We start from the raw sequence: 22,686 nt of genomic DNA on the forward strand, positions 1-22,686 counted from the left end.
GCTCAGCCGGCAGTGCGGATCCGGTCGAAACTCCGGCCACGGTGTTCGAGTGGCAGCCTGTCGCCTCGCCCGAACAACTTGTTGCGCAGTGTCCCCTCGTCGTAGTCGCTCTGGTAGGCGCCCCTCTTCGTCAGCTCCGGAATCACATGCTCCACAATGTCTTCGAAGGTTCCTGGAGTCACCGCGTACGCGAGATTGAACCCGTCGACGTCGGTTTCGGCAACCCACTCCTGCAACTCATCCGCGACCTCGGCGCCGGAACCGACGACGATCGGACCCAGCCCGCCGATACCCGCCCACTCCGCGATGTCCCCCACCGTCCATTCACGGCCCTTCTCGTCGGCCTGACTGAATGATGCGACCGCGGATTGAATGGCATTGCTCTCGACGTTTCCGATCGGCTCGTCGGCTCGGTATCCGGACAGGTCGATCCCCATCCATCCCGAGGTGAAGACGAGTGCACCTTCGCTGCTGGCGTAACTGCGGTAATCCTCGAGCTTCGCCTGAGCCAATTCGGAGGTTCGGTCGGTGATGATCGTCAACAGAGTGTAAATCCGGGCCGAGTACGGATCGCGGCCCACCTTGGTCAGCTCGTTTCGGATTCGGGCAACGGTGTCTTTGAGAATCGCCTTGGTCGGCGCACCGACAAAAATTGCCTCGGCATTCTCGGCGGCGAATCGAACCCCGCGAGGCGACGCGCCGGCCTGGAAGATGACCGGCGTCCGCTGCGGGGACGGTTCCGAGATGTGGATGCCCGGAACCGTGAAGTGCTTGCCTTCATGTTCGATCGGATGAACTTTGGACGGGTCCGTGTAGACCCCTGTGGTCCTGTCACGCACCACCGCATCGTCTTCCCACGACGTTTCCCACAACTTGTAGAGAACCTCGAGGTACTCGTCCGCGTGGTCGTAGCGATCGTCGTGTTGGAGTTGGTCGTCCTCGCCCATGTTCCGTGCGGCCGACGGGAGGTATCCGGTGACCACGTTCCAGCCGATTCGCCCGTTCGTCAGGTGATCGAGGGTGCTCAAGCGCCGAGCGAACGGGTACGGATGCTCAAACGCCGTACCTGCGGTGATACCGAAGCCCAAGTGCTCCGTCACGGCAGCCATCGCCGACGCTAGCAGTAGCGGGTCCGAGACCGGTACCTGCGCGCCCTGCCGCAACGCTGCGTCGTGGTTCCCGCCGTACACGTCGTACGTTCCCAGGACATCTGCCAGGAAGAGTCCGTCGAATCGTCCACGCTCGAGGAGCTTGGCCAATTCCGTCCAGTACCTCAGATCCGTGTACCTGGACGACTGGTCCTCGGGGTGGCGCCACAGACCTGGCGATTGGTGGGCGACGCAGTTCATGGCAAAGGCGTTGAAGCGGATTCTGCGGGTCATTCCCGCACCATGCCGTGCCCGCTCCGCGGTGACCACCATTGCGATCAGTGCGATCGGTTCGGCCTCCTGCTTGCACCCGGCGATACCGTCGACTTCGCCACCTCGTCGGCGGGCCGCTACACTGACTAGCGCAGCTGTGACGTCTGGGGCTTCGTGCCGACAGGTCGAGCGGATGCAACAGCAGTATCGGGAAGCGAAAACCCCCGCAGCACAGGGTTTTCAGTGCTTGTCGGTATGCTCCCCGCCCTCGTAGCTCAGGGGATAGAGCATTCCTCTCCTAAAGGAAGGGTCGCAGGTTCGAATCCTGCCGAGGGCACCAGGTGGGACTCTCCCCACATCGGCGCGACCAACGTGCCATTCTTGAATTCATGACGACGCCTCACTCCACTGCTACTCCCCCGAAGAACATGTCTTTGATCCCGGGTGGGACGTACTGGATGGGCTCCGAAGACTTCTATCCGGAAGAACGCCCAGTTCACCAGGTCACAGTCGACGGATTCTGGATGGACACGACGGCGGTGACCGTCGCCGAGTTCCGACGCTTCGTGAAAGCAACCGGCCACGTCACCACTGCGGAAATCGCCCCGGATCCCGCCGACTATCCCGACGCCGATCCAGCCCTCCTCGTTCCGGGATCGTTGGTCTTCAACTCACCACCCGGCCCTGTTCCACTCGACGACTACACCCAGTGGTGGTCGTTCACTCCCGGCGCCGACTGGCGCCATCCCGAGGGCGCCGACAGCAATATCGGGGGACGTGAACGGCACCCCGTTACCCACGTGTCGTACTTCGACGCCCAGGCCTACGCCGCATGGGCCGGCAAGGAACTCCCGACCGAGGCCGAGTGGGAGTGCGCCGCCCGCGGCGGACTCGATCGCCAGGCCTACGTGTGGGGCGATCACGACTCTCCGGGCGGGCGGCCTGGCGGGAATGTCTGGCAGGGCCAGTTCCCCTGGGAGAACCTGCTCGAGGACGGGTACGAGCGCACCGCTCCGGTCGGAAAGTTCCGGCCCAACGGCTACGGACTGCTCGACATGGCCGGGAACGTGTGGGAATGGACGGCCGATCACTACACGTCCGACCACGCCCACAGTTCGAAGAATCTCGCGCCTGCCTCTTCGTGCTGCATTCCTCGCAATCCCCGAGCGGAGTTCGCCACGGAGGCCTTGGCTGGCGAACCCTACGCACGACGGGTGATCAAGGGCGGCTCACATCTGTGTGCACCGAACTACTGCTTGCGCTACCGCCCTGCCGCGCGGCAGGGCGAATCCGAGGAGTCCTCGACCTGCCACGTCGGCTTCCGGTGCATCATCCGCATTCCGCAGTAGAAGGACGCGTCAGGCAGCCCGCTGGAGCACAGAATCGAAGAATCCCTGAACGTGAGTGACCATCGGCGCTAGATGATGTGACACCGAGTCGATCACCACTTCTTGTACATCGATTCCTGCCCGGCGATAGTTGTTCTGCAATGACGCAATTCGATCACCCCGGGTCACGCCGGCGTCGTTCGCTCCTGGCATCCATCTGGGCTGCTCGGGTGTGACAGCGATGACGTCTCGACCGTCGTCGTTTCCACCGAGGACAGTCTGAACCGGTACCGAGGCAAGACGTTCGAGGTCGATGTCGTGACCAAACACAGTCGAGGCGTTTCCGATGCCCACCCACCAATCGCGCGCGCGATCCAACAACGTCACATTGCCGGGTGCACCGATCGAGACCGCAAGAACTCGTTGCGGGTGGACAAGGAAGAACCGATGAGCGAACTGAGCGCCCCCGGAGAATCCGAACAGTAATACTTCGGGATCGAGCTCCAGTTCCACCCAGCCGGCAAGATCGTCGAGCATGTCGATCAAAACGCGGTCGAACCTAATTCCTTCGTACTCGAGGGATTTGTAATTGTCACTGTCCGCCGGATTGCCGATCCCTGCGGGGAATAGTGGCGCAAGCAATGTGGTTCCCGTCGTTTCCGCCCATTCCAAAAACAACTCGCGCAGGGACTCGGCGGCCCGGTCGCTCCCGTGTACGAGCACAGCAACACGACCATTAGGACGAGAAGGGATGAAACTGAAGTGGCTGAACCGCTGGTCCTTCGAACACGCAGTCCCCGGAATCCGTCCGCTACGTGGGTATTTCACTTCCAACTCCATTCAACAGTTCTCGTTTACAGTGCGAGCGCGGACTGACGGAGAATCTCCGCCAATTGACTGCTCATCCCCGGCTCCATTCTCGACGTGGCAACACGGATATGCGGTAACGCCCCCGTCGAATACGACGTCTCGCCGGCAAGAGCCAGGATCCCGTGCGCCGTGAGATGCTCGATCGCCTTTGCCTCGTCGGTCACGGGAATCCAGACGCAGAACCCGTCCCTGGCGGGCGCATCAATGCCGTTGGCGTGCAACATCGACGTCAACGCGAAGAGCCTTTCTGCGTAAATGCCTCGGGCGCGAGCGACGCCCTCAGCCGTCACTTCGTCCTGCAGCAACCACGCCAAGGCACTCTGCAAGATCCGTGATGTCCACTGCCTTGTCAATCGGATCTGCGCATGGACAGTGGCCATCCGAGCAAGAGTCGTTCCGATCACTGCCAGCCGCAGATCAGGCCCGTACGACTTCTCATAGGACTTGATGTGGATCGTCCGTTTGGGGAGATACTCGCCCACACTGTTGATATCCACCAACGACAGAGCATTCAGATCGTCGTACTCCACGAGCATCGCGGAAGTATTGCGCTTCAGTACTTCCGCGATCCGCCATGCGCGGTCCGAAGCTGTTGCATTACCCGTCGGCACCTGAGCTCTCGGCTGGTAGAAGACCACAACAGGACGTGTCTTCATTGCTTCCTCGAGATGCATCAGTGACAACCCGCCCTCGACGTACGGCACGGGCACCACGGTCAGACCCAGATCCGACATGAGGTTGAGCAACTGAGGTTGCGTCGGGGATTCAACCACAATTCGATCGCCGGGAACCGAAAGTGACTGTAAGACAGTCCATATAGCATCAGATGCGCCGTTCGCCACTGCGAATGCCTCAGCGGGGTAAGGCCACTCGGGTTCCACGACATCTCTGAGCGCGGGAAGGATGGGCGAATCGTAGTACTGGTCGAGTCCCGGCATCTCCGATGCACTGACCAACGCCGGTTTCAGCGAGGGCAACAGGTCAGGGTCGGGATAAAGCAACCGCATGTCGAACCGGGCCGGGATGATCGATGCCGGTTCGATTCGCGTCACCAATCCCACCGGGCTGCTGACTCGGGTTCCCGACTTACCGCTGCCCATGATCAGCCCTCGTTTCTTGAGCAGACTCCACGCCGAGGAGACCGTCGCCGGACTGACCCGGAGAACCTCGGCCAACGAACGCACGTGGGGCAGTGCGTCCCCCGGCGTCAGTTCACCTGTCCTGATCAGTTCAGCTACGTAGGAGGCGATTCCCCGGGAGGATGGGTCCTCGATTTTTCTGCCCAACAGGGCCGCATCGAACTTGGTCACCCGACCCACAATGTTCTCCGTCCTTCAAGTCCCTCGCGTCTGCATCGTCTGCTCCTGAATCGAATCATCGGTGCAGGGTGTTCTCCAAGAAGGACTCGGTGATCGGACTCCGCGGCGCCTGCAGCACTTGCTCGGTATGACCGTCCTCGACGATCGAACCGTTCGCCACCACAACGACCCGGGATGCCGCGGCACGTGCAAAGCCGACCTCGTGAGTGACAACCATCATGGTCGACCCTTCGTCGGCCAACTGCTTCATCACCGAGGTCACCTCGCCGACGTTAGCCGGGTCCAAGGCCGAGGTCGGCTCGTCGAAGAGCAACAACTCCGGTTCCATCGCCAACGCGCGCGCAATTGACACACGCTGCTGTTGCCCACCGGAAAGGTGCTTCGGGTACGAGTCCGCACGATCTTCCAATCCCACCCTCGACAACAACCTCAGACCGAGTTCGCGAGCCTTACCCTTGTCCAGGCCTCGAACGTGGATCGGCGCGTCGATCACGTTCCGAAGCACGGTCCAATGTGGAAACAGATTGAAGCTCTGAAAGACCATCCCCGTCTTCTGGCGCTGTCTGGAAATCTTTCCCTCACCGAGCATCCGCAGACCGCGCGAACTCAGTTCACACCCGAGCAACTCACCACCGAGAGTGATGGAGCCACCGTCTGGCCGTTCCAGATAGTTGACACAACGCAACATCGTCGATTTTCCCGAACCGGATGCTCCGAGAATTGCCACTGTTTCGCCGCGGTGTAGGTCCAGGCTGACTCCGCGCAACACTTCATTGTCGCCGTAGCTCTTTCGCAAATTGCGAATGGAGAGCAGCGGTTGTCCCGTACTTCTGGTTCGATCCGTCATGACGTCCTCGTTCGATTCTTGCGCAAACCCTTCGACACCCACTGTGCAAACCAGGTGCCGGCATTGGTCGATGCGCTTCGGGTGGCGCCCTTGGCGTAGTGCGCTTCGATGAAATACTGGAAGAAGTTGAGTACGGTGGTCAGAACGAGATACCAGATACAGGCCACGATCAACAATGGAATCGTTTGGAATGTGTCACTGTAGATTTCCTGAGCCGAGAACAACAGTTCCGCGCCGCCGATGACGCTCACGATGGACGTAGCCTTCGTCATGCCGATGATCTGACTGAATGTCGGCGGGACAATGAACCGCATCGCTTGCGGCAGTTGAATTCTCAGGAAGATCGACATCGGTTTCATGCCGACCGACTTGGCAGCGTCTATCTGTCCCTCGTCGACGGATAGAAGGCCCGCCCGATAGATCTCGGCCTGATATGCGGCCTCGTGAAGACCGAGACCTACCACCGCAGCAAGAAATGGGGTTATCACCGAATTCGCCTCGGATTGAAGGAATGTCGGTCCGAAGGGAATTCCGATCCCGAGAACCGGAATCAACAGTGCGATATTGAACCAGAAGATCAACTGAACAAGCTGCGGAGTTCCACGAAAGACCCAGATGTATCCCGATGCGATCGCGCGGAGCACCGGGTTGTCCGCGATTCGGAACGCGGCGAGTACTCCACCGAACACGACTCCGATGAACATCGCCAGAATCGTCAAATAGCACGTCACCACCAGACCCTTCAATATTTGTTCACTGGTCAGATATTCGGCGACGACATCCCATTCGAAGTTGGGGTTTCGGACCATCATGTTGACGAGTTGAGCGAGAAGAACTCCGACGACAACTGCCGTGAACCACGTCCACGGCCTCGGCGGACGCTTTGCGATCGACACATCGATCATGTCGTCACCGTCAGGGGTCACGCGGGCAGTCCCGAGATCACGCATGTCGCTGGCGGTCATGTCACTTCGCCCTGGCGAGGTCGACGCCAGGAGCGTCGAGCATTTGAGCCTGGAGTTCGTAACGGTTCATGATCTCGTCGTAGGCGCCGCTGTCGAATACCTTCTGAAATCCCGCCAGAATTGTCGGCGTCAACGGAGAGTTCAACGGAAGAATCATGCCCTGGTAAAGATTCGAGAATCCGTTGTCGGCATCTTTTCCGGTGATCTCCAGCGCACCGTCCGAAGTCTTTGCATAGTAGGAAAGTGGTGCGCCGGAGGCGAAGAATGCATCAGCGCGCCCCGACTTGACGGACAAAACCCCATCAGGAACCGACTTGAGACCCACCACATTGATCGCCGACTTACCCTCGGCCACACAACGATCGGAACGATCGGTTAGAATTTTGTAGGCAGACCCGGTACCGGCGGGGCCCAACGCGGACACCGAGATCCCGCAAACGTCGTCGAGACCGCTCACACCCTTTGGATTTCCTTTGGGAACGAGAAATGGAACGATCTCACGCACCACGTCCACCAACTGAACATTCTCCGATTTGCCGGTGTCTCCGTAGGGATTGAACCCAGCGTCGTATCGACCGGACGAAACTGCAGCGAACGCCCCAGCCAGATCGTTCATCGGTACGTACTCGACGTTTATGCCCAGCACTTCGCCGAGTTGGCCGGTGAGTTCAGCAGCCGCACCACTATAGGAGTCACCTGCCTTCTGCCACCACGGCGGGTTCACACCCGGCATGACGATCACGAGCTTGCCTGCGTCACGAATCTTCTGTGGAAGAGCGTCGTGAAGTGCCGAGTCCATCTGAACCGAGGGTTGCGCGGCACTTGAACTGTCGGCAGTGGCGCCGCTACTACAGGCCGATCCTGCAAGGACCGAACCTGCGCACAGCACTGCCGCGATCGTGTGTCGACGTCGTATGAATCTAGTCATTGTCAGCTCCTGCTGTACTGGCAATCGGATGCCGATACGACATCTGTTGCTCGTGGATCGACGAAGAAGCGTCGTTGCTTCAGGACCGGCATCACGTGCCGGGCAGAGTGAAGGAGGTCCATCGAAAGGCTGACGGACACAGTGCCTTCCTCGATTCCAGCCATCGCTCGCACCACACCGTCCGGACCGACGATCATGCTGCGTCCGATTCGGTTGCCTCCTGTTTGACCGGCGGCAGCGAGGAAGCATGTGTTCTCCAAGGCGCGGGCTTTGCACAGGGTTTCCCAGTGCTCTTCCTTGAGCGGTCCGGAAACCCATGATGTCGGAAGCACCAGAACATCGACGCCTTTGTCCGCCAGCAGTCTGGCAACCTCCGGGAATCGTACGTCGTAACAGGTCAGCATTCCGATCGAGAACCCCTTGACCGCAAAGGTACTGAGAGTTCCGTCTCCTGCAGTAACGGAGTCTGATTCGCGGAAGGCAAAGGCGTCGTACAGGTGTATCTTCCGGTACGTGGATATGATCTCGCCGTCGCGAAGCGCCACGATAGTGTTGAAAGGCCTTCCCGTATCGGCGGTTTCGGTGACTCCCACGATGACGGTCAGCTCAGTCCCGCGCGTGGATTCGGCCAACCTACGAACAAAGAATCCATCGAGCCGTTCATCCAGGGGAGATTCGTCGACGGCATCGGCCCGACTCGACGCTGATTCGGGAAACACCAGGAGGTCGATTCCTTCCTGCACCGCATGGTCGACCAACGACTGGCACAGCTCCGCGTTCGTCGATACATCGCGCACCGAGGACACTTGAGCCAATCTGATCGCGAGGCTGCCTCCCGTAGTCATCGTGGACCTTGACCGGACGCACCGGTCAACTCGGCTAGGTCAGTACCCCTGGCCACAGTGCCGCGAAGGTCCGAACGCTCGAAGTCGATCTCCATGAGCGACAATCGATCTGCTACCTCCTGAGCCTGCGCGGCCGGCACGACGGCGATACCGTCGTCATCGCCGAATACGATGTCACCAGGCATCACGACAACGCCACCGACGCTGACTGGGACGTTGATCTGCCCTTCCAACATCAAGATTCGTGTCGTCAAAGCCGTAAGACCGCGAGAGAACACTGGGAACCCCAGTTCACGAATTTCGGCCGCATCATTGGTCGAACCGTTCGACACCGCTGCGACTGCTCCCGCATCTGCGGCGATTGCGGCAAGCGTGCCACCAAAACTGGAACGGTGATCGTCGCCGGACTGATCGATCACAACAACATCCCCCGGTTGAACCAAACTCATCGCACGATGAACAGCGGTCGAATCGAGATGGGGGATCTTGACTGTCAGGGCCGGACCCGCGAATCGGCCCGAAGGACCAACTGGCTTCAATCCACGAGGAAACCCGAAATCTGTTGTGTGGCCGAGTGTTGCTGCGGTAACTCGGGTAAATCTCTCCATCAACTGAGCATCCGGCCTGGGAAACTGCGGGCCGACTGAGAAAGTCATCTCGAACTCACCTCCTTGGACGTTATCGGTTGGTCAGCCGAGCATGCAGGGTGAGATAGTTCAGGTGCAATAGCATTTGTTACTGAACAAAAAGCGCAACCCGGATAAGCCGAAGATCGCGAGTATGTCGATTGCGGCCGCACCCCTGAGCAGGAACGAGTGACCTTCCCATCCGACATGCGACAGTTAATCCAGCTGTTACACAGGAAGAATTCATCGAAAGCAACCTTGAGATGCAGATCATAGTTTTGTCCGCGGCGGGCGCTCACGCGAGTTTTGTTCAGACACAGAACAGGTTGGCAACGCCGTTGCTGGAGTCGAGGATCAGAGCATCGCCCACGAGCTGCAAGGAGATACGGCTGTGCATACTGTCGAAGAATCGGTAGTCGGAATCGAACAATGGAGTACCTACTACCGCTGGACAGCTGAAAGCGAAGGGCCTCCAGAACGTGGTCGTCCGCTGTTGGTGCTACACGGTGGGCCTGGTTGCACCCACGACTATCTGGTCAGCCTGAGCGATTTGGTCAGCGGCAACCGATCCGTCATACACTACGACCAATTGGGAAACGGACGCTCGACGCATATGCCCGAAGCTCCCTACGATTTCTGGACCGTCGACCTGTTCCTCCGCGAGCTCGAGAATCTAATCTCGGAGCTCGGAATCTGCGAGTACGACCTCTTGGGGCACTCATGGGGTGGCATGCTGGCGGCTGAGCATGCGCTACGCCGACCATCAGGGCTTCGGAATCTGGTGATCGCGAATTCACCAGCATCGATGCAGGATTGGGTGGACGCAGCAGCCGAACTGCGGAGCGCCTTGCCACCTGAGGTCCAAGAAGCGTTGCTGCGCAACGAACATGCAGGTACGACGGACTCACAGGAGTATCGGGCGGCGATGTCGGAGTTCTACGATCGACATGTATGCCGCTCGATTCCGACCCCACCGGAAGTGGCGGCGACATTCGAGTGGATCGACACCGATCCGACTGTCTATCACACGATGAACGGTCCAAGCGAGTTTCACGTCATCGGATCCCTACGCAATTGGTCTGTGAAAGAACGTCTTTCCCGGATTCAGACTCGAACGCTGGTAATCAACGGTGCCTACGACGAAGCAACCGATCGCACTGTCGAACCTTTTGTCCGCGAGATCAGCGGAGCACGGTGGGTCCGATTCGAACATTCGAGCCACATGCCGCACATCGAAGAGCGGGAATTGTTCATGAAGGTGGTCGCCGACTTCCTCGATGGCAAAGATACGTGATTTCGCCCGGTCGTCGCCGACCGCCGCCAGGCCTGCGCGGGTGGAGTACACAATCAGAAGGGCACGTCTCCGAGGATTGCCACCCGCTCCATCACGCGGCGATGAGGGAAGTAGTCGCTCGCCGCATAGTGCTGGGTTGCCCGGTTGTCCCAGAATGCAATGGAATTCGGCGCCCACTTGAAACGGCACTGGAAGTCCGGGACCTTGACCTGCGCGAACAACAGGTTGAGCAGATCGTTGCCTTCGGCAGGATCCATATCCGGAATGTGGGTAGTGAAGAGGCTGTTGACGAACAGAGTCTTACGCCCGGTTTCCGGATGCTTGCGCACCATCGGATGCACAACCGGCGGGTACTGCTCCTTCATCTGCTCCAACTTCTCCGGGTTCATGCCGCGTCCGAAGGACGGTACAAAATCGTGGATGGCGTCCTTGCCGTCGATCAAGTCCTTGATCTCGTCGGGGAGGCAGTCGAAGGCGTTACCCATATCGGCCCACAAAGTGTCACCACCGGCAGGCGGTACGTCGATCGCCCGAAGGACCGAACCGAGAGGCGGTGTCTTGGTCCACGTGACGTCGACGTGCCAGATGTTCTCGATGCCTGGACTGTCTTCTCCGCGTTCGAATCTGACGACGGCCGGGACGTCTCCCTGTGGGAGGAGCGGATGAACCTCGAGTTCGCCCCAGTGAGCGGCGAAGTCACGATGATTCAGACTCGAGATCGGCTGGTCGCGGAAGAAAACCACCTTCCATTCGAGCAGTGCCCGACGTAGATCCTCGATCTGCTCGGCCGACGGATCACGCAAGTCGATGTTGGTGATCTCCGCACCGATGAACGGTGTGACGGGCGTCAGAGTGAACCGCTCGTACGGCATCGATTCAACGCCTGCCGGATTGCGGCACATGCCACGTGGTCCGAATTCGATTGTGTGATTGCCGATTTGAACTGTGCGTGATGATGCAAGGATAGCCATCGGATGACTCCGTCCTGTCGGGCCTGAAGGGGTCACACGTCAGTCGACGCGTGCACCCGCTTTGCTCGTGTGCGTTTGTGCGCGCTGTGGGGTGCGGTCAGTGCTCCTACCGCGAGATCAACCAGATGATCCACCGTCGTATCGAAATCTGCCTGCACAACCGGGTTTTCGTCTTCGCGGCGCTGCTCGAAGATGGCCAGCGCGGACACACTCATGTTGAACGACAGGTCGATCCGTTCGACGGCGACGCGGCGGGGCAGATGCGGCAATGCCCGCGTCAGTCTGCCGACAACTTCGTTGATCCCCTCGCTGACCTCACGGAACTCGGCGCTCTGCGTATCCACCGACGGCGAGATCCTGGCAATGAACCTCGCATAGTTGGAACCGTCAACCGTCGCCATGAAATCGGCCAGCGGATACAGAAAGGCTTCGACCAACGCGCGGACCAGGTCAGTTCGCCCATTGGCGTCGATGTCGTCGAGATACGTCAGTCGCGCTGCATTGATCTGATCCATCCGATGGCGGAATACTGCCAGCACCAGACCGTCGCGCCCACCGAAGTGATACTGAACCGCAGAGTTGTTTCGCTGCCCGGCCGCAGTCGCCACGTCCCTCATGGACACTTCGTGAATACCGTGCGCGGCAAACATCCGTTCGGCGACGGCGATCATGGCGTTCTTGGCATCCAACGAGGCGGGCATAAACCGACCATATAAGTCACTGACTTAATTTCGCAAGACCCAACCCCTGTGCGCGGTTAGGGAGTCCAGGCACTCCTCAACCACGCACAGGGGTGATTGTCCCAGCCAGCGAGACCTACGGCGTCAACTGAATCCGGGCCGATACGCTCCAATTAAGCCAACTGCTTAATCGACCCGATCTTGCACACGCCAAGGAGCCTGCTGGTGAATCGCCATTCCATCCCGATCATTCCCGAGACGCCGAACGTCGCGGCCGCCGTGTACTACCCCGATCAAAATCCCCCGAACACCCGCCCGGAACCGCTTCGCCCACCCGTCGGTGCGCCGAACGTGCTGCTGATCATGATCGACGACGTCGGATTCGGGGCGCCCTCCGCGTTCGGTGGCCCGTGCCGCACACCCACCGCCGAACGTTTGGCCGAGACCGGCGTGAAGTACAGCCGATTCCATACCACCGCTCTGTGCTCACCGACGCGCGCTGCCACGTTGACCGGGCGCAATCACCACAGCGTCGGCATGGGAGTCATCTCCGAAATGGCCAACGCGGCACCGGGATACAACGGTACCCGCCCTGCCTCTGCCGCCACGGTCGCACGCGTCCTGCAGGGAAACGGCTATGCGACGGGCGCTTTCGGCAAGATGCACCAGACCCCGACGTGGGAGACCACCGCTGCCGGGCCGTTCGATCGGTGGCCGGTCCGTGAAGGTTTCGACAAGTTCTACGGTTTTCTCGGTGCCGAGTCCGATCAGTTCACCCCGGTTCTCTACGAGGACTTCACGATGGTCGACTTACCCAAGACGCCACAGGAGGGTTACCACCTGTCCGAAGATCTCGTCGACCACGCGATCGAATGGGTCGAGGGTGTCAACACGATGGACCCCGACAAGCCGTGGTTCTGCTACCTCCCCTTCGGCGCGTGCCACGCTCCACTCCAGGTCCCGGACCGCTACCTGGACAAGTACGTCGGCGAATTCGATCACGGGTGGGATCGCCAACGCGAGATCACCCTCGAAAAGCAGAAGGAACTGGGCGTCGTCGCTCCTGATACCGAGTTGGCCCCGTGGGCTCCAGGGCTCCCGCACTGGGACGAACTCGACGACGACCAGAAGAAGGTTTCGACCCGTCTGATGGAGTTGTACGCGGCGTTCCTCGAGCACACCGACGACGAGGTCGGCAGGCTCGTCGACCGGTTGCAGGAAATGGGTGTCTTCGACAACACCCTGGTGCTCTACATGATGGGTGACAACGGCGCCTCCGCCGAAGGTGGAATGGAGGGCTCGTTCAACTACCTCGCCGGCCTCAACGGTTACAAGAGTGCGACATCCGACGTGCTGGCGCGCTACGACGAATTGGGAACCGAATCCAGCTACCCGCACTACCCGGCGTCGTGGGCTCTGGCCCTCGACACCCCGTACCAGTGGGCCAAGCAGGTCGCGTCCCACTACGGCGGTACCCGAAACGGCCTGATCGCCCACTGGCCCAAGGGGATCGACAAGCCCGGAATCAGGGAACAGTGGCACCACTGCGTCGACATCACGCCGACAATTCTGGAAGCTGCCGGAATTCCGGCACCGACCAGCGTCGACGGCGTCACCCAGAAACCGATGGAGGGTGTGGCGATGAACTACACCTTCACCAAGCCTGACGCCGAAGAGCGCCACACCACACAGTATTTCGAGATCTTCGGCAATCGCGGAATCTACGATCACGGCTGGACCGCGGTCACAGCGCACCGCGCACCCTGGCTGATGGCCACTCACGGCCTCGAGCTCACACCGATGAGCGAAGACCGCTGGGAGCTGTACGACACCTCGGTCGACTGGTCGCAGGCCCGCGATCTCGCGGACGAGCATCCCGAGATCCTGGCCCGGCTCAAGGAAAAATTCCTCGTCGAGGCCGCCAAGTATCAAGTACTGCCGCTGGACGACAGAACGGTCGGCCGCCACGCCACCGCGGAATCACGACCACCACATCCGATGATGGGCCGCAAGACCCTCACGCTGTACCCACACATGAACGGCCTGGTCGAGAAAGCCGCGCCGACGTTCTTCAACCGCTCGTACACGCTGACCGCGAGTCTGGGTAGCGTCGCCGACGGCATGCTGGTCAGCCTCGGTGGTCGGTTCGGCGGATTCGCTTTGTATGTACTCGATTCCGTCCCGGTCTACTGCTACAACTTCAGCGGTGGAGGCCGAACCTACGTTCGCGGGCCGGGTCAGCTGAGTGCCGACGCCAGCGAGGTATCCGTTCACTTCGAGTACGACGGCGGCGGAATCGGCAAGGGCGGAATCGCCACCCTGAGTGTCGACGGCGAGGTGGTCTCCGAGGGCCGGATCGAGAAGACCACGCGGGCGATCTTCAGCATGAACGAACAACTGGACGTCGGCATCAACCGGGGAAGCCCGGTCGCGGAGGAGTTCGCCGAGCACGGCACCTTCCGTTACCGCGGCACGTTGCGCAGCGTGACCATCGACTTGCGCTCCACACGCGACGTCGTGTCCGCGGAAGAACGGGAGAAGATCTCACTCGCCGTGCATTGATCGACCCGGCGATGCTCGCCGATTGTGCAGCCGCGCGCGATATCTGCCGCGCGGCTGCACAATTACCCTGCGTCTATCCGACCGTGTACATCTGCAGGCATGGCCCAACCGGGCGAGTCTCCACGATGTCGCGGGCCTTCTCACGCGCCGCGTTGAACTCCCAGGGCGCACTGGTACCTGGCACTCCGAATCGATACCTACTCAACGCACATGAGCGCTGCGGTTCCGGTAGACGATCCAAGGCAGGCACTGCGTCGACGGAGAGCCCATGTAGGTAGGAGACATCGATGCTCTTACCGCCCTCGAACCGTTCCACGTTCTTTTGCGCAATGTACGCGTCGGGGTTGAACACCGCGAATGCCAGCAGAGCAAGGGCAGAGGTGGCGAGAACAGCTGTGGGCAGCCACTTCCCGGACATCCGGATACCTGCGATGAGCAACAACACGAACACGAATCCCAGGAGCAGCTCTGTCGCGAAGACGCTGACCCGCAGCACCGTGAAACCGTACTGATTTTCGTACAACCACATCCGGTGCACTGCTGATGCCACGATCACCAGGCTGAAGAGGCACAGTGCACCCAACAGACCGCGGGCCAGACGCTTCGATCCAGCATCGCGACGGTCGATGAACCGCACTGCGACGGCGATGACGAGCAGCGTCAGCACGGTTACTGCCATGAGCTGCCAGAAACCCTCACGCGCGTAGTCCGCATAGGTCAGTCCGTCGGTCACCTGAACGTGCTCGTCTCCCCCGAACAGTGTCTTCGTCTGCACTGCAACAAAACCGAGGAACAGGACATTGAGCACTCCGAGCGGGACCGCCCATTCCCACATCGGCAACGGCGTCGCCGGCGCAGGTGCGAATGCGTCCACCGTCGGCGTTCTGCGACGCAGATACACCGCAACCAGCGTGCCGAACGTCATCACGACGCCGGCGAAGATCCGTGCCAGCGGGTTCGATACCGCGATGTCAGGAGCGAAGCCGCCGAAGATCTTCGCGAACTCCGGATCCGCACTTACGAACAAAGATCCGAAGATCAGCAAGAGGACGACAGAAACTGCGCTCACGACGACAACTCGCGCGGCCGGCACCCGCGGAGCAGAGCGGGTAGCGAGTTTGCGACGACGAACGAAGTTCACCGTCCGGTGGGGTGCCCGCCAGGGAGCCACCGTTCCCAGGAGTATCCCGGTCCACGTCCGCCCGCCGATCAGAGTCCACGTGAACAGAACCCAAGCCGCCACGACGCAGATGAACACCAACCACTCCGCACCGCGGACGGCGGCAACGCCCAGCAGTGCAAGCGTCCCGATGGCGGCGACCCACTGCGTCACGGTCATCCGCGGCGGCGTCAGAATCCCGAAGACGATCACCACGACGACACCCACGATCACGTACGCGATACTCGCCAACCCTGGATCGAGGATCAGGGCCGCAAGCACCCCCACTATGCCTGCGCCGACCAGCATCGAGCGGGTGGCCATCGACGTTCGATCGGGACGCCAGAACCGGCTGGGACGCTTGGATTTTACGGCCGGCATCGGCGCTTTCGGTGGAACTACTATCGGAGCGCTCATGTGATCTCCCATGTTTCGGGTTCAAATTTTCGGGTTCGGCAATACAGACGAATGCCGATGAAGGCATGCGCCATCGCGAGATCTCTCGATCTCGTCAGGGACTTTGATTCAGTTCTGCGGCAGCACTACTCGAATGCAGCATCCCGACGGGGCATCGACGACGGCGATCCTGCCGTCATGTAATTCGACTGCCCACTTCGCGATCGCGAGACCGAGCCCGGTGCCCCCGTCGGTCGATCCGCCGCGGATGAAGCGGTCGAACACTCGCTCTCGGGCTTGTGGTTCGATGCCGGGGCCGTCGTCGTGGACGTCGAGCACCACCTCCCCCGCGCTGCCGGTACGTACTCGGATGGCAACTTTGGTGTCGACGTTCCCGTGCTGAACCGCGTTGTCCACCAAGTTGGTCACCACCTGGTGGAGGCGATCCGGATCGGCTAGCACGGACAATTGCGGAGGCTTCACGTCTATCTCGATGTCGCCCGCACTCACACTCGACAGCTCCCGTAGGAATGGCTCGACCTCGAAACGGCGGCGCTTCAACGGCATTGCGCCGCCTTCGAGTTTCGAGAGGTCGAGAAGGTCGGCTACCAGAGCGCCCAATCGTTCCGTCTGCCGCAGCGCCGATTTCATCATCGCAGGATCTGGTTCTTCGACACCGTCGACGACGTTCTCGAGCATGGCCTGCAAAGCGGTGATGGGCGTGCGTAATTCGTGGGAGACGTTGCCGATCAGCTCGCGGCGGTACCGGTCGTCGGCCCCGAGGTCCTCGGCCATCCGATTGAACGCGTGGGCGAGTTCGCCTACTTCGTCACGAGAAGTCGCTCGCACTCGCCGTGAATAGTCACCTTGCGCCATTGCCTTCGCCGCGGCCGTCATCTCGCGAAGCGGCGAGGTCATTCCGTGTGCGAGCACCTGCGTAACAGCCAATGCAACAACCAATGCCGTCAACAGTGCGAATCGATACGGTTGTTGCGACGTCAGCCAGAAACCACCCGAGGCGAACAACAGTGCTGCGACAACCAGGAGGCCGACCTTCACTTTGAAGGACCGCATCGGGTCCAGCGGCCGCGGCCACCGTGCAAAAAGTCGGTCGACGACGCTCATCGCGGCACGTCCCAGGCGTACCCGACGCCGTGAACGGTCCGGATCACAGAAGGTCCGAGCTTGCGTCGTAGCGCCTTGACGTGGCTGTCGACGGTCCGACTACCCGCTCCCTCGCCCCAGCCCCAGATCTCCTCGAGCAGCGACTCTCGCGGGATGGCGGCTCGCGGCCGTTCCGCCAGATAGGCGATGAGATCGAATTCGGTGCGGGTCAGGTGGACTTCTTGGGCATCACGGCGTACTCGACGCTCGGTCAGGTCGATCACGACGTCGCCGAACTCGAGGAGGTCGGCCACGGGGCGAGCAGCGTGCTCCGCTCGATCAGCACGCCGAAGCAATGCCTGTACACGGGCGACGAGGACACGCATGCTGAACGGCTTGCTCAGGTAATCGTCGGCCCCGACGCCGAGACCGATCAGCATGTCGGTTTCATCGGCGCGAGCGGTCAGCATCAGCACAGGCACCGGGCGCACGGCCTGGATGCGGCGGCACACTTCGAGGCCGTCGAATCCCGGCATCATGACGTCGAGCACCACCAGGTCGGCATCCATCTGCTCGCAGCGGGTCACCGCACTGGGACCGTCGAACGCCAGCTCGACGTCGTAGCCCTCGGCGCGCAGCCTCGCCGCGATGGACTCGCAGATACTGACCTCGTCGTCGACCACGAGCACTCTTCGCTGACTCATGGAACTGACTGTATTCGGCCGTCGTGGATGAACCTGGGAGGACTTGTGAAGGTTCTGTGCAGGTTCTAGAACCTGCGGATGTTGTTGATCGGCAGATCCGTGAGCGGTGTCAGTCCGGTCGGAACACCAACTCCGTAGGCGTTGAACACCATTCCGAAACCCGCGTAGATACCGACGTGCGTCGCTCCGGGATAGAAGGTGATGACGTCGCCGGGAGCGAGGGCCCACCGCGGAACCGGCTGTCCGACGTTGGCCTGCTGCTGGCTGGTCCGTGGCAGCTTCACCCCGGCCTGCCGAAACGCCCATTGCACCAGCCCAGAGCAGTCCCACGAGTTCGGCCCGACGCCGCCCCACTGGTAGGGCTTTCCGGTTTGAGTGCTCGCTGCCGCCAGCGCGATCAGGCCTGCCGGACTCGGAATAGGCAAGGCGGCTGATCCGCTGCTGATGCTGCCTGCGCTTCCCAGGCTGCCGGAACTCCCACTACTGCCGCCGCTGCCGAGGCTTCCCGGGTCGGCCGAGGCAGGGGCAGCGGAGAGCAACAGAACACTTCCGGCCAACAGAGCCGCGACCGTTCCCTTGCGGAGTGTCGACTTCTTCATGCATCCGTCCTTCGTGGGAGTCGTTCCGGCGCGCGGCAGCGCACCTCGATAGCCGTGAACTGGTATGACACGTGAAAACAAACACTTCGTTCGGATGTTAACGGCGTAGACGTGGTGTCCGGACAGGAATGATTGATCCGATTTGTCGGTTTTCAACAAACAGGCCTTACGTCCCGGCCTGGCAGAAAGATCAGGGAATGATGGGGGATTTCCTGGATCCCGTGGCACGACGAAATCCATAGATTCGACTCATGCGTTCATACCTCCTCGTCGCCGCGGTCATCATCGGAGCCACCACGGCGCTCGTCGGTTGCTCGACGCTCCAGCGCGCGGTGGAGATTCAATCGGATCTCGACGGGCTCACCCGGTCGGGCGTCGTCGGGTCGATCGCAACACTCGACGACGCCACCACGTCGGCTGTGATGACCAGCGGCGTGCCCAACCGGACAAACGGCGATTCGATCGGAAAGAACGATCGCGTCCGGATCGGAAGTGTGACAAAAACATTCACCGCTTCACTCGTTCTGCAGTTGGTGGCCGAAGGCAAGGTCGACCTCGACGCACCAATCGAGCAGTACCTTCCGGGCCTGATACACGGGAGCGGCAAAAACGGCACCGCAATCACCGTGCGGCAACTGCTGCAACATCGCAGCGGCCTTCCCGAGTTCGCCGGAGAACCCGGCGCCGACGAATGGATTGCCGCAAACGAGAACCGAACGCTGACGCCTTCCGCCGCGGTCGCCATCGCCCTCGGCAAACCGGCGCAATTCGTCCCCGGAACCTCGTTCGTCTACACCAACACCAACTACATCGTTCTCGGAATGCTCGTCGAATCGGTGACCGGCCGCAGCTACGCAGACGAACTACAGTCGCGAGTACTCGATCCGTTGCACCTGGAAGACACGTACTTACCCCCGGCGGGTGAGCGCGACATCAGGGGCGATCATCTGACCGGCTATCAGGATCTCGGCGGTGGGCTGACCGATGTCTCGCGGACCGAACCGTCGATCCCTTGGGCTGCCGGAGCGATGGTGTCGACGGGCACCGACCTGAACGCCTTCTGGCGGGCACTACTCGACGGGCAGGTGGTGCCGGCCGCGCAGCTTGCCGAGATGACTACCCCGCAGGTCGCCGCCACCGAAGCCGAGGGGATCGGGTACGGGATGGGCGTCAGCGCCACCGAACTTCCCTGCGGCGTCACCTATATCGGCCACAGCGGCGGGATCTACGGGTACTACACCCTGTCCGGTGCGACGCCGGATCGTGCATTCACCGTGACGCTGACGTCGACGCCGAAGGACCAACCCGACACCGTCGCGATGCTCTCGCATGCTCTCTGCCCCTGAAACGGCTACCAGTACCGATGACGCTGCCCGTCGGTGTCTGCGACGAAGATGACCGCGTCGGCGCCGTCCAACTCCGACGGTTTCAGCGGCAGATGGCCTGGCAGGATCGGTTCGCCCGCGGCGATCGAAGGGCCGAGCGCGGCTCGCAGGGCCGGAGTCGGAAACAGGGCCCGGCGGGTGGTCGCATCGGCTAACGCTCCTTGCAGAGTGCCCGGATCACTGTCTGGGTTGGCGTCGGTTGCCAAGAACACGTAACGCTCCCCGAGGACAAGTCCGACGAGTGAACCGGCGCTCCCCCAACTGACCACATCCTCGCTGACCGGCATCTCGGACTGCACTCGCAGGAGATGAGCGTTGTGGGCGAACAGCAGGCTCGGCCCGCGTCGCTGCTCCTGGGCAACGATGGCCAGCAGGTTCTCCGCCATCATCTCGGCGCGCAGGCTGAGCAGGGTTCCGATGCGATCAGGAGCGGAACTCGCCATCGCGGCGTGGTATCGCAGAAGCCCGAGAGCGGTGCGTGCCTGTGCCAGGGCCCGGTCGTACCCGCCCGGGTCAGCGGGCCGCAACACGGGTGCGGCGCGCCGAAGGATGCTGCCGAGGTCGTCCGCAATGATGCGCAGGAGGCGAGCCTGATCGGAGTCACCGATGGACGCAGCCGGATCGAACATCGCCGCTGGGTTGCTCCAGTCGGTGTCCTGCCCGAGCAGAAGGTCGACGTCGTCGTGAGCTTGCGGCTGCAACGCGGCGGGCAGGAAGTCACCTACCGCTGACAGTGCGCGGCGTGGGCTCGGTGCGCCGGAATACTCGACCGGAGCATCGAAGCCGTAGAAGCGAACTCGGTCAGCCGGAGCGCGGCCGTGGTTGTACTCGCGTAGCCATTCGACGAGTTCGCGGTTACCCGGTACCGCACCGAATCCGTGGCTGAAGCCAGTGACGAGCACTTTCTCGATGTCCGCCTCTCCCCCGCTCACGTAGTCGTCGACAAGGAATGCCGCAAAGACATCTGCTTCGAGCACGATCGACCGATACCCTCGTTCGACCAGCTGGACGAGAAGTTCGTTGCGCAGCAACGGAAAAGCCTTGATCCCATGAGTCGGCTCGCCGAGGGCGAGCAGAGTCGGCGCCTCGGTTCGCGCTGCGAGCAGTTCGTCGACAGCACGACCAAGACTTGCCGAGTCTTCGAGTTGGCGGCCGATCTCACTCAGTGTCGAGGCAGTAGACATGGATATCCCTTTCGAAGGTGGACTGCCTTCGACAGTATCGTTGAAGATTCGAGTGAAACTTTCACACCAATTACCTGGGGCAGATCGACGAAAGCCTCAATCGGAGGTGATCAGTGCGGCCCATCGACCTTGCCCGTGAACACGGGCTATCCGCACAGGCGATCCGCAATTACGACGATGCGGGCATCCTTCCTCCGACCGAGCGCAGCAACACGGGCTACCGGCGATACACGCCTCTGCACGCGCAGGCCCTGCGTTCTTTCCTTGCGTTGCGCGGCGGTCACGGACACCAGCAAGCTGTGGAAATCATGCGGGCGACCAATCAGGGCGACACCGAGTCCGCCTACCGCCTGATCGACAGTGCTCACGTGACGCTGCTCGCCGAGCGTGGCACTCGCACCGAGGTGTCCACAGCGCTGGGGACTCTGTCCACCACAGCACCGGCACGCGTGCATGGTCCAGCATTGACGGTGGGTGAGCTCGCGCGCCGTCTCGGCGTGCATCCAGCCACACTGCGCATGTGGGAGGAGCACGGCATTCTGCGCCCCGAGCGCGAACGAGCAACGGGTTATCGCGAATACGGCCCGGAGTGTGTGCGCGACGCCGAGATCGCAAGGCAACTGCGGCGCGGCGGCTACCGACTGTCACAGGTCACTCAATTCGTCGATTCGCTGCGCGACGCCGGAGGAGCGGACGCATTGGCGGCGTTCCTCGACTCCTGGCAAGACCGGCTGACCACGCGCAGTCGCAAACTTCTCGCCGGCGCGGCGCAACTCGACGTCTACCTCACTATGCTCGAGCAGACCTAGCAAGGTTGCCGATCGACAAATGGCCAAGGCGTCAGTTCACAAGCCGCGCAAGGCTCCTCACCATCTCGCTGACGGTGTCGGTCGACGGCCACGGGAATTCCGGAAGATCGGCACGCAACATCACCTGTCCGTGCAGCGAGGTCCAGATCGACACGGCATCGACAAAAGTGTCTGTGCTGGTTGACTTCCCAGCCTCGACACACGCGTCGAGGTTGGTCACCAGAGTGTTGAACGCGGCCAGCCCTCGCGTATCTGATTGTGGTGATTGACCTTTCGGCCTGGACCACCCGAACAAGACCCGATACCGAGCAGGCTCGGAAATGCCGAACTCGACGTACGCCGAGCAACCGGCATACAGGCCCTCGACAGGGTCGGAATGCGCAGCCACCGCGTCGGCCACGGCGAGATGCAACTGCTCCAGCGATTCGGAGACAACCGCTTCGACAATGGCGTCGCGATCGGAAAAATGTCCGTAGATGGAAGGGGCAGAGATCCCGACCTCGCGAGCGACCGATCGAAGCGTCACCGCCTGATCCGATCCGGTGCGGGCGATGAGCGTCGCCGCTGCGGCAACGATCTCTCCGCGCAGTCGTGCGCCGCTTCCTCGTGGATTTCGGGCGCGAGAACTCCGAGAACCACTGGTTCCAGTTTCATCGGCTTCCTCGGGAACATCACTCACCAGACAAACTTTACACATGTAAGGCGAAGCGGTACGTTCTCATCACTAAACTCCCGTAAGGTTACATTCGT

At 61.2% G+C, this 22,686-nt stretch carries 21 protein-coding genes and 1 tRNA gene; 6 read left to right on the top strand and 16 right to left on the bottom strand.

Features of this window, described 5'->3' with window-relative positions:
• Positions 1–2: 2 nt before the first annotated feature.
• Entirely contained in the window at positions 3–1,382 is a 1,380-nt protein-coding gene (locus tag QM716_RS02665; protein WP_283302210.1) for an LLM class flavin-dependent oxidoreductase, read from the bottom strand.
• 243 nt (positions 1,383–1,625) lie between these two features.
• Here QM716_RS02665 and QM716_RS02670 point away from each other — a divergent pair.
• Both QM716_RS02670 and QM716_RS02675 read left to right on the top strand, forming a co-directional pair.
• A tRNA-Arg gene (locus QM716_RS02670) sits at positions 1,626–1,701 on the top strand.
• A gap of 49 nt (positions 1,702–1,750) precedes the next feature.
• Positions 1,751–2,710 carry a formylglycine-generating enzyme family protein gene (locus QM716_RS02675; protein ID WP_283302211.1) on the top strand — a complete coding sequence of 320 codons (960 nt, stop codon included), beginning with the start codon at positions 1,751–1,753 and terminating at the stop codon, positions 2,708–2,710.
• A 9-nt stretch (positions 2,711–2,719) separates the two neighbouring features.
• On the opposite strand, the gene QM716_RS02680 is transcribed toward QM716_RS02675, so the two are convergent.
• From QM716_RS02680 to QM716_RS02710, 7 genes are all read right to left on the bottom strand, one after another.
• A complete protein-coding gene (locus tag QM716_RS02680; protein ID WP_283302212.1) occupies positions 2,720–3,331 on the bottom strand; it encodes a hypothetical protein in 612 nt (203 codons plus the stop codon).
• 212 nt (positions 3,332–3,543) lie between these two features.
• A complete protein-coding gene (locus QM716_RS02685) occupies positions 3,544–4,869 on the bottom strand; it encodes an aminotransferase class I/II-fold pyridoxal phosphate-dependent enzyme (RefSeq protein WP_283302214.1) in 1,326 nt (441 codons plus the stop codon).
• Between the two features lie 64 nt (positions 4,870–4,933).
• A complete protein-coding gene (locus QM716_RS02690) occupies positions 4,934–5,725 on the bottom strand; it encodes an amino acid ABC transporter ATP-binding protein (protein WP_283302215.1) in 792 nt (263 codons plus the stop codon).
• On the bottom strand, positions 5,722–6,690 hold the full coding sequence (locus QM716_RS02695) for an amino acid ABC transporter permease (RefSeq protein WP_283302216.1): 969 nt from the start codon (positions 6,688–6,690) through the stop codon (positions 5,722–5,724). Before QM716_RS02695 ends, QM716_RS02690 begins: the two co-directional genes overlap by 4 nt.
• Before the next feature lies 1 nt (position 6,691).
• Positions 6,692–7,618, bottom strand: coding sequence for a transporter substrate-binding domain-containing protein (locus QM716_RS02700; protein WP_283302217.1), 927 nt, complete (start codon positions 7,616–7,618; stop codon positions 6,692–6,694).
• A gap of 2 nt (positions 7,619–7,620) precedes the next feature.
• On the bottom strand, positions 7,621–8,463 hold the full coding sequence (locus tag QM716_RS02705) for a carbon-nitrogen hydrolase family protein (protein ID WP_283302218.1): 843 nt from the start codon (positions 8,461–8,463) through the stop codon (positions 7,621–7,623).
• Entirely contained in the window at positions 8,460–9,119 is a 660-nt protein-coding gene (locus QM716_RS02710) for an RraA family protein (protein WP_283302219.1), read from the bottom strand. Before QM716_RS02710 ends, QM716_RS02705 begins: the two co-directional genes overlap by 4 nt.
• A gap of 361 nt (positions 9,120–9,480) precedes the next feature.
• Here QM716_RS02710 and QM716_RS02715 point away from each other — a divergent pair, with 361 nt between their 5' ends.
• Entirely contained in the window at positions 9,481–10,383 is a 903-nt protein-coding gene (locus QM716_RS02715; RefSeq protein ID WP_283302220.1) for a proline iminopeptidase-family hydrolase, read from the top strand.
• Between the two features lie 53 nt (positions 10,384–10,436).
• Here QM716_RS02715 and QM716_RS02720 read toward each other — a convergent pair whose 3' ends face one another.
• Positions 10,437–11,354, bottom strand: coding sequence for a TauD/TfdA dioxygenase family protein (locus tag QM716_RS02720; protein ID WP_283302221.1), 918 nt, complete (start codon positions 11,352–11,354; stop codon positions 10,437–10,439).
• A 32-nt stretch (positions 11,355–11,386) separates the two neighbouring features.
• The gene (locus QM716_RS02725; RefSeq protein ID WP_283302222.1) at positions 11,387–12,055 is read right to left on the bottom strand and encodes a TetR family transcriptional regulator; all 669 of its coding nucleotides are present in this window, start codon (positions 12,053–12,055) and stop codon (positions 11,387–11,389) included.
• Positions 12,056–12,259: 204 nt separating this feature from the next.
• Here QM716_RS02725 and QM716_RS02730 point away from each other — a divergent pair, with 204 nt between their 5' ends.
• Positions 12,260–14,596 carry an arylsulfatase gene (locus QM716_RS02730; RefSeq protein WP_283302223.1) on the top strand — a complete coding sequence of 779 codons (2,337 nt, stop codon included), beginning with the start codon at positions 12,260–12,262 and terminating at the stop codon, positions 14,594–14,596.
• A 73-nt stretch (positions 14,597–14,669) separates the two neighbouring features.
• Here QM716_RS02730 and QM716_RS02735 read toward each other — a convergent pair whose 3' ends face one another.
• The 4 genes from QM716_RS02735 to QM716_RS02750 form a co-directional block, all read right to left on the bottom strand.
• Positions 14,670–16,172 carry a DUF4153 domain-containing protein gene (locus QM716_RS02735; protein WP_349307340.1) on the bottom strand — a complete coding sequence of 501 codons (1,503 nt, stop codon included), beginning with the start codon at positions 16,170–16,172 and terminating at the stop codon, positions 14,670–14,672.
• A gap of 108 nt (positions 16,173–16,280) precedes the next feature.
• On the bottom strand, positions 16,281–17,276 hold the full coding sequence (locus QM716_RS02740) for a HAMP domain-containing sensor histidine kinase (RefSeq protein WP_283302224.1): 996 nt from the start codon (positions 17,274–17,276) through the stop codon (positions 16,281–16,283).
• A complete protein-coding gene (locus QM716_RS02745) occupies positions 17,273–17,959 on the bottom strand; it encodes a response regulator transcription factor (protein ID WP_058037854.1) in 687 nt (228 codons plus the stop codon). The genes QM716_RS02740 and QM716_RS02745 overlap by 4 nt, the downstream gene beginning before the upstream one ends.
• Before the next feature lie 65 nt (positions 17,960–18,024).
• Positions 18,025–18,558 (bottom strand): NlpC/P60 family protein, encoded by a 534-nt coding sequence (locus tag QM716_RS02750; protein WP_283302225.1) that lies wholly within the window; start codon positions 18,556–18,558, stop codon positions 18,025–18,027.
• Between the two features lie 251 nt (positions 18,559–18,809).
• Between QM716_RS02750 and QM716_RS02755 the strand changes: the two genes are divergently transcribed.
• Positions 18,810–19,904 carry a serine hydrolase domain-containing protein gene (locus QM716_RS02755; RefSeq protein ID WP_283302226.1) on the top strand — a complete coding sequence of 365 codons (1,095 nt, stop codon included), beginning with the start codon at positions 18,810–18,812 and terminating at the stop codon, positions 19,902–19,904.
• 5 nt (positions 19,905–19,909) lie between these two features.
• On the opposite strand, the gene QM716_RS02760 is transcribed toward QM716_RS02755, so the two are convergent.
• Positions 19,910–21,127: an erythromycin esterase family protein gene (locus QM716_RS02760; protein ID WP_283302227.1), complete on the bottom strand. Its 1,218-nt coding sequence runs from the start codon at positions 21,125–21,127 to the stop codon at positions 19,910–19,912.
• A 113-nt stretch (positions 21,128–21,240) separates the two neighbouring features.
• Between QM716_RS02760 and QM716_RS02765 the strand changes: the two genes are divergently transcribed.
• Positions 21,241–21,936, top strand: coding sequence for a MerR family transcriptional regulator (locus QM716_RS02765; RefSeq protein WP_283302228.1), 696 nt, complete (start codon positions 21,241–21,243; stop codon positions 21,934–21,936).
• 31 nt (positions 21,937–21,967) lie between these two features.
• Here QM716_RS02765 and QM716_RS02770 read toward each other — a convergent pair whose 3' ends face one another.
• Entirely contained in the window at positions 21,968–22,615 is a 648-nt protein-coding gene (locus tag QM716_RS02770) for a TetR/AcrR family transcriptional regulator (RefSeq protein ID WP_283302229.1), read from the bottom strand.
• Positions 22,616–22,686: the final 71 nt, after the last annotated feature.

It is taken from the genome of Rhodococcus sp. IEGM 1409, from assembly GCF_030056735.1.
Taxonomy (GTDB): Bacteria; Actinomycetota; Actinomycetes; order Mycobacteriales; family Mycobacteriaceae; genus Rhodococcus_F.

Bases quoted from the DNA above. Each gene is read 5' to 3' on its own strand.
- QM716_RS02740 (WP_283302224.1), bottom strand. From the start codon at position 17,276: ATGAGCGTCGTCGACCGACTTTTTGCACGGTGGCCGCGGCCGCTGGAC.
- QM716_RS02710 (WP_283302219.1), bottom strand. From the start codon at position 9,119: ATGACTTTCTCAGTCGGCCCGCAGTTTCCCAGGCCGGATGCTCAGTTG.
- QM716_RS02690 (WP_283302215.1), bottom strand. From the start codon at position 5,725: ATGACGGATCGAACCAGAAGTACGGGACAACCGCTGCTCTCCATTCGC.
- QM716_RS02675 (WP_283302211.1), top strand. From the start codon at position 1,751: ATGACGACGCCTCACTCCACTGCTACTCCCCCGAAGAACATGTCTTTG.
- QM716_RS02760 (WP_283302227.1), bottom strand. From the start codon at position 21,127: ATGTCTACTGCCTCGACACTGAGTGAGATCGGCCGCCAACTCGAAGAC.
- QM716_RS02755 (WP_283302226.1), top strand. From the start codon at position 18,810: ATGCGTTCATACCTCCTCGTCGCCGCGGTCATCATCGGAGCCACCACG.
- QM716_RS02705 (WP_283302218.1), bottom strand. From the start codon at position 8,463: ATGACTACGGGAGGCAGCCTCGCGATCAGATTGGCTCAAGTGTCCTCG.
- QM716_RS02735 (WP_349307340.1), bottom strand. From the start codon at position 16,172: ATGAGCGCTCCGATAGTAGTTCCACCGAAAGCGCCGATGCCGGCCGTA.
- QM716_RS02725 (WP_283302222.1), bottom strand. From the start codon at position 12,055: ATGCCCGCCTCGTTGGATGCCAAGAACGCCATGATCGCCGTCGCCGAA.
- QM716_RS02720 (WP_283302221.1), bottom strand. From the start codon at position 11,354: ATGGCTATCCTTGCATCATCACGCACAGTTCAAATCGGCAATCACACA.
- QM716_RS02695 (WP_283302216.1), bottom strand. From the start codon at position 6,690: ATGACCGCCAGCGACATGCGTGATCTCGGGACTGCCCGCGTGACCCCT.
- QM716_RS02750 (WP_283302225.1), bottom strand. From the start codon at position 18,558: ATGAAGAAGTCGACACTCCGCAAGGGAACGGTCGCGGCTCTGTTGGCC.
- QM716_RS02745 (WP_058037854.1), bottom strand. From the start codon at position 17,959: ATGAGTCAGCGAAGAGTGCTCGTGGTCGACGACGAGGTCAGTATCTGC.
- QM716_RS02700 (WP_283302217.1), bottom strand. From the start codon at position 7,618: ATGACTAGATTCATACGACGTCGACACACGATCGCGGCAGTGCTGTGC.
- QM716_RS02665 (WP_283302210.1), bottom strand. From the start codon at position 1,382: ATGACCCGCAGAATCCGCTTCAACGCCTTTGCCATGAACTGCGTCGCC.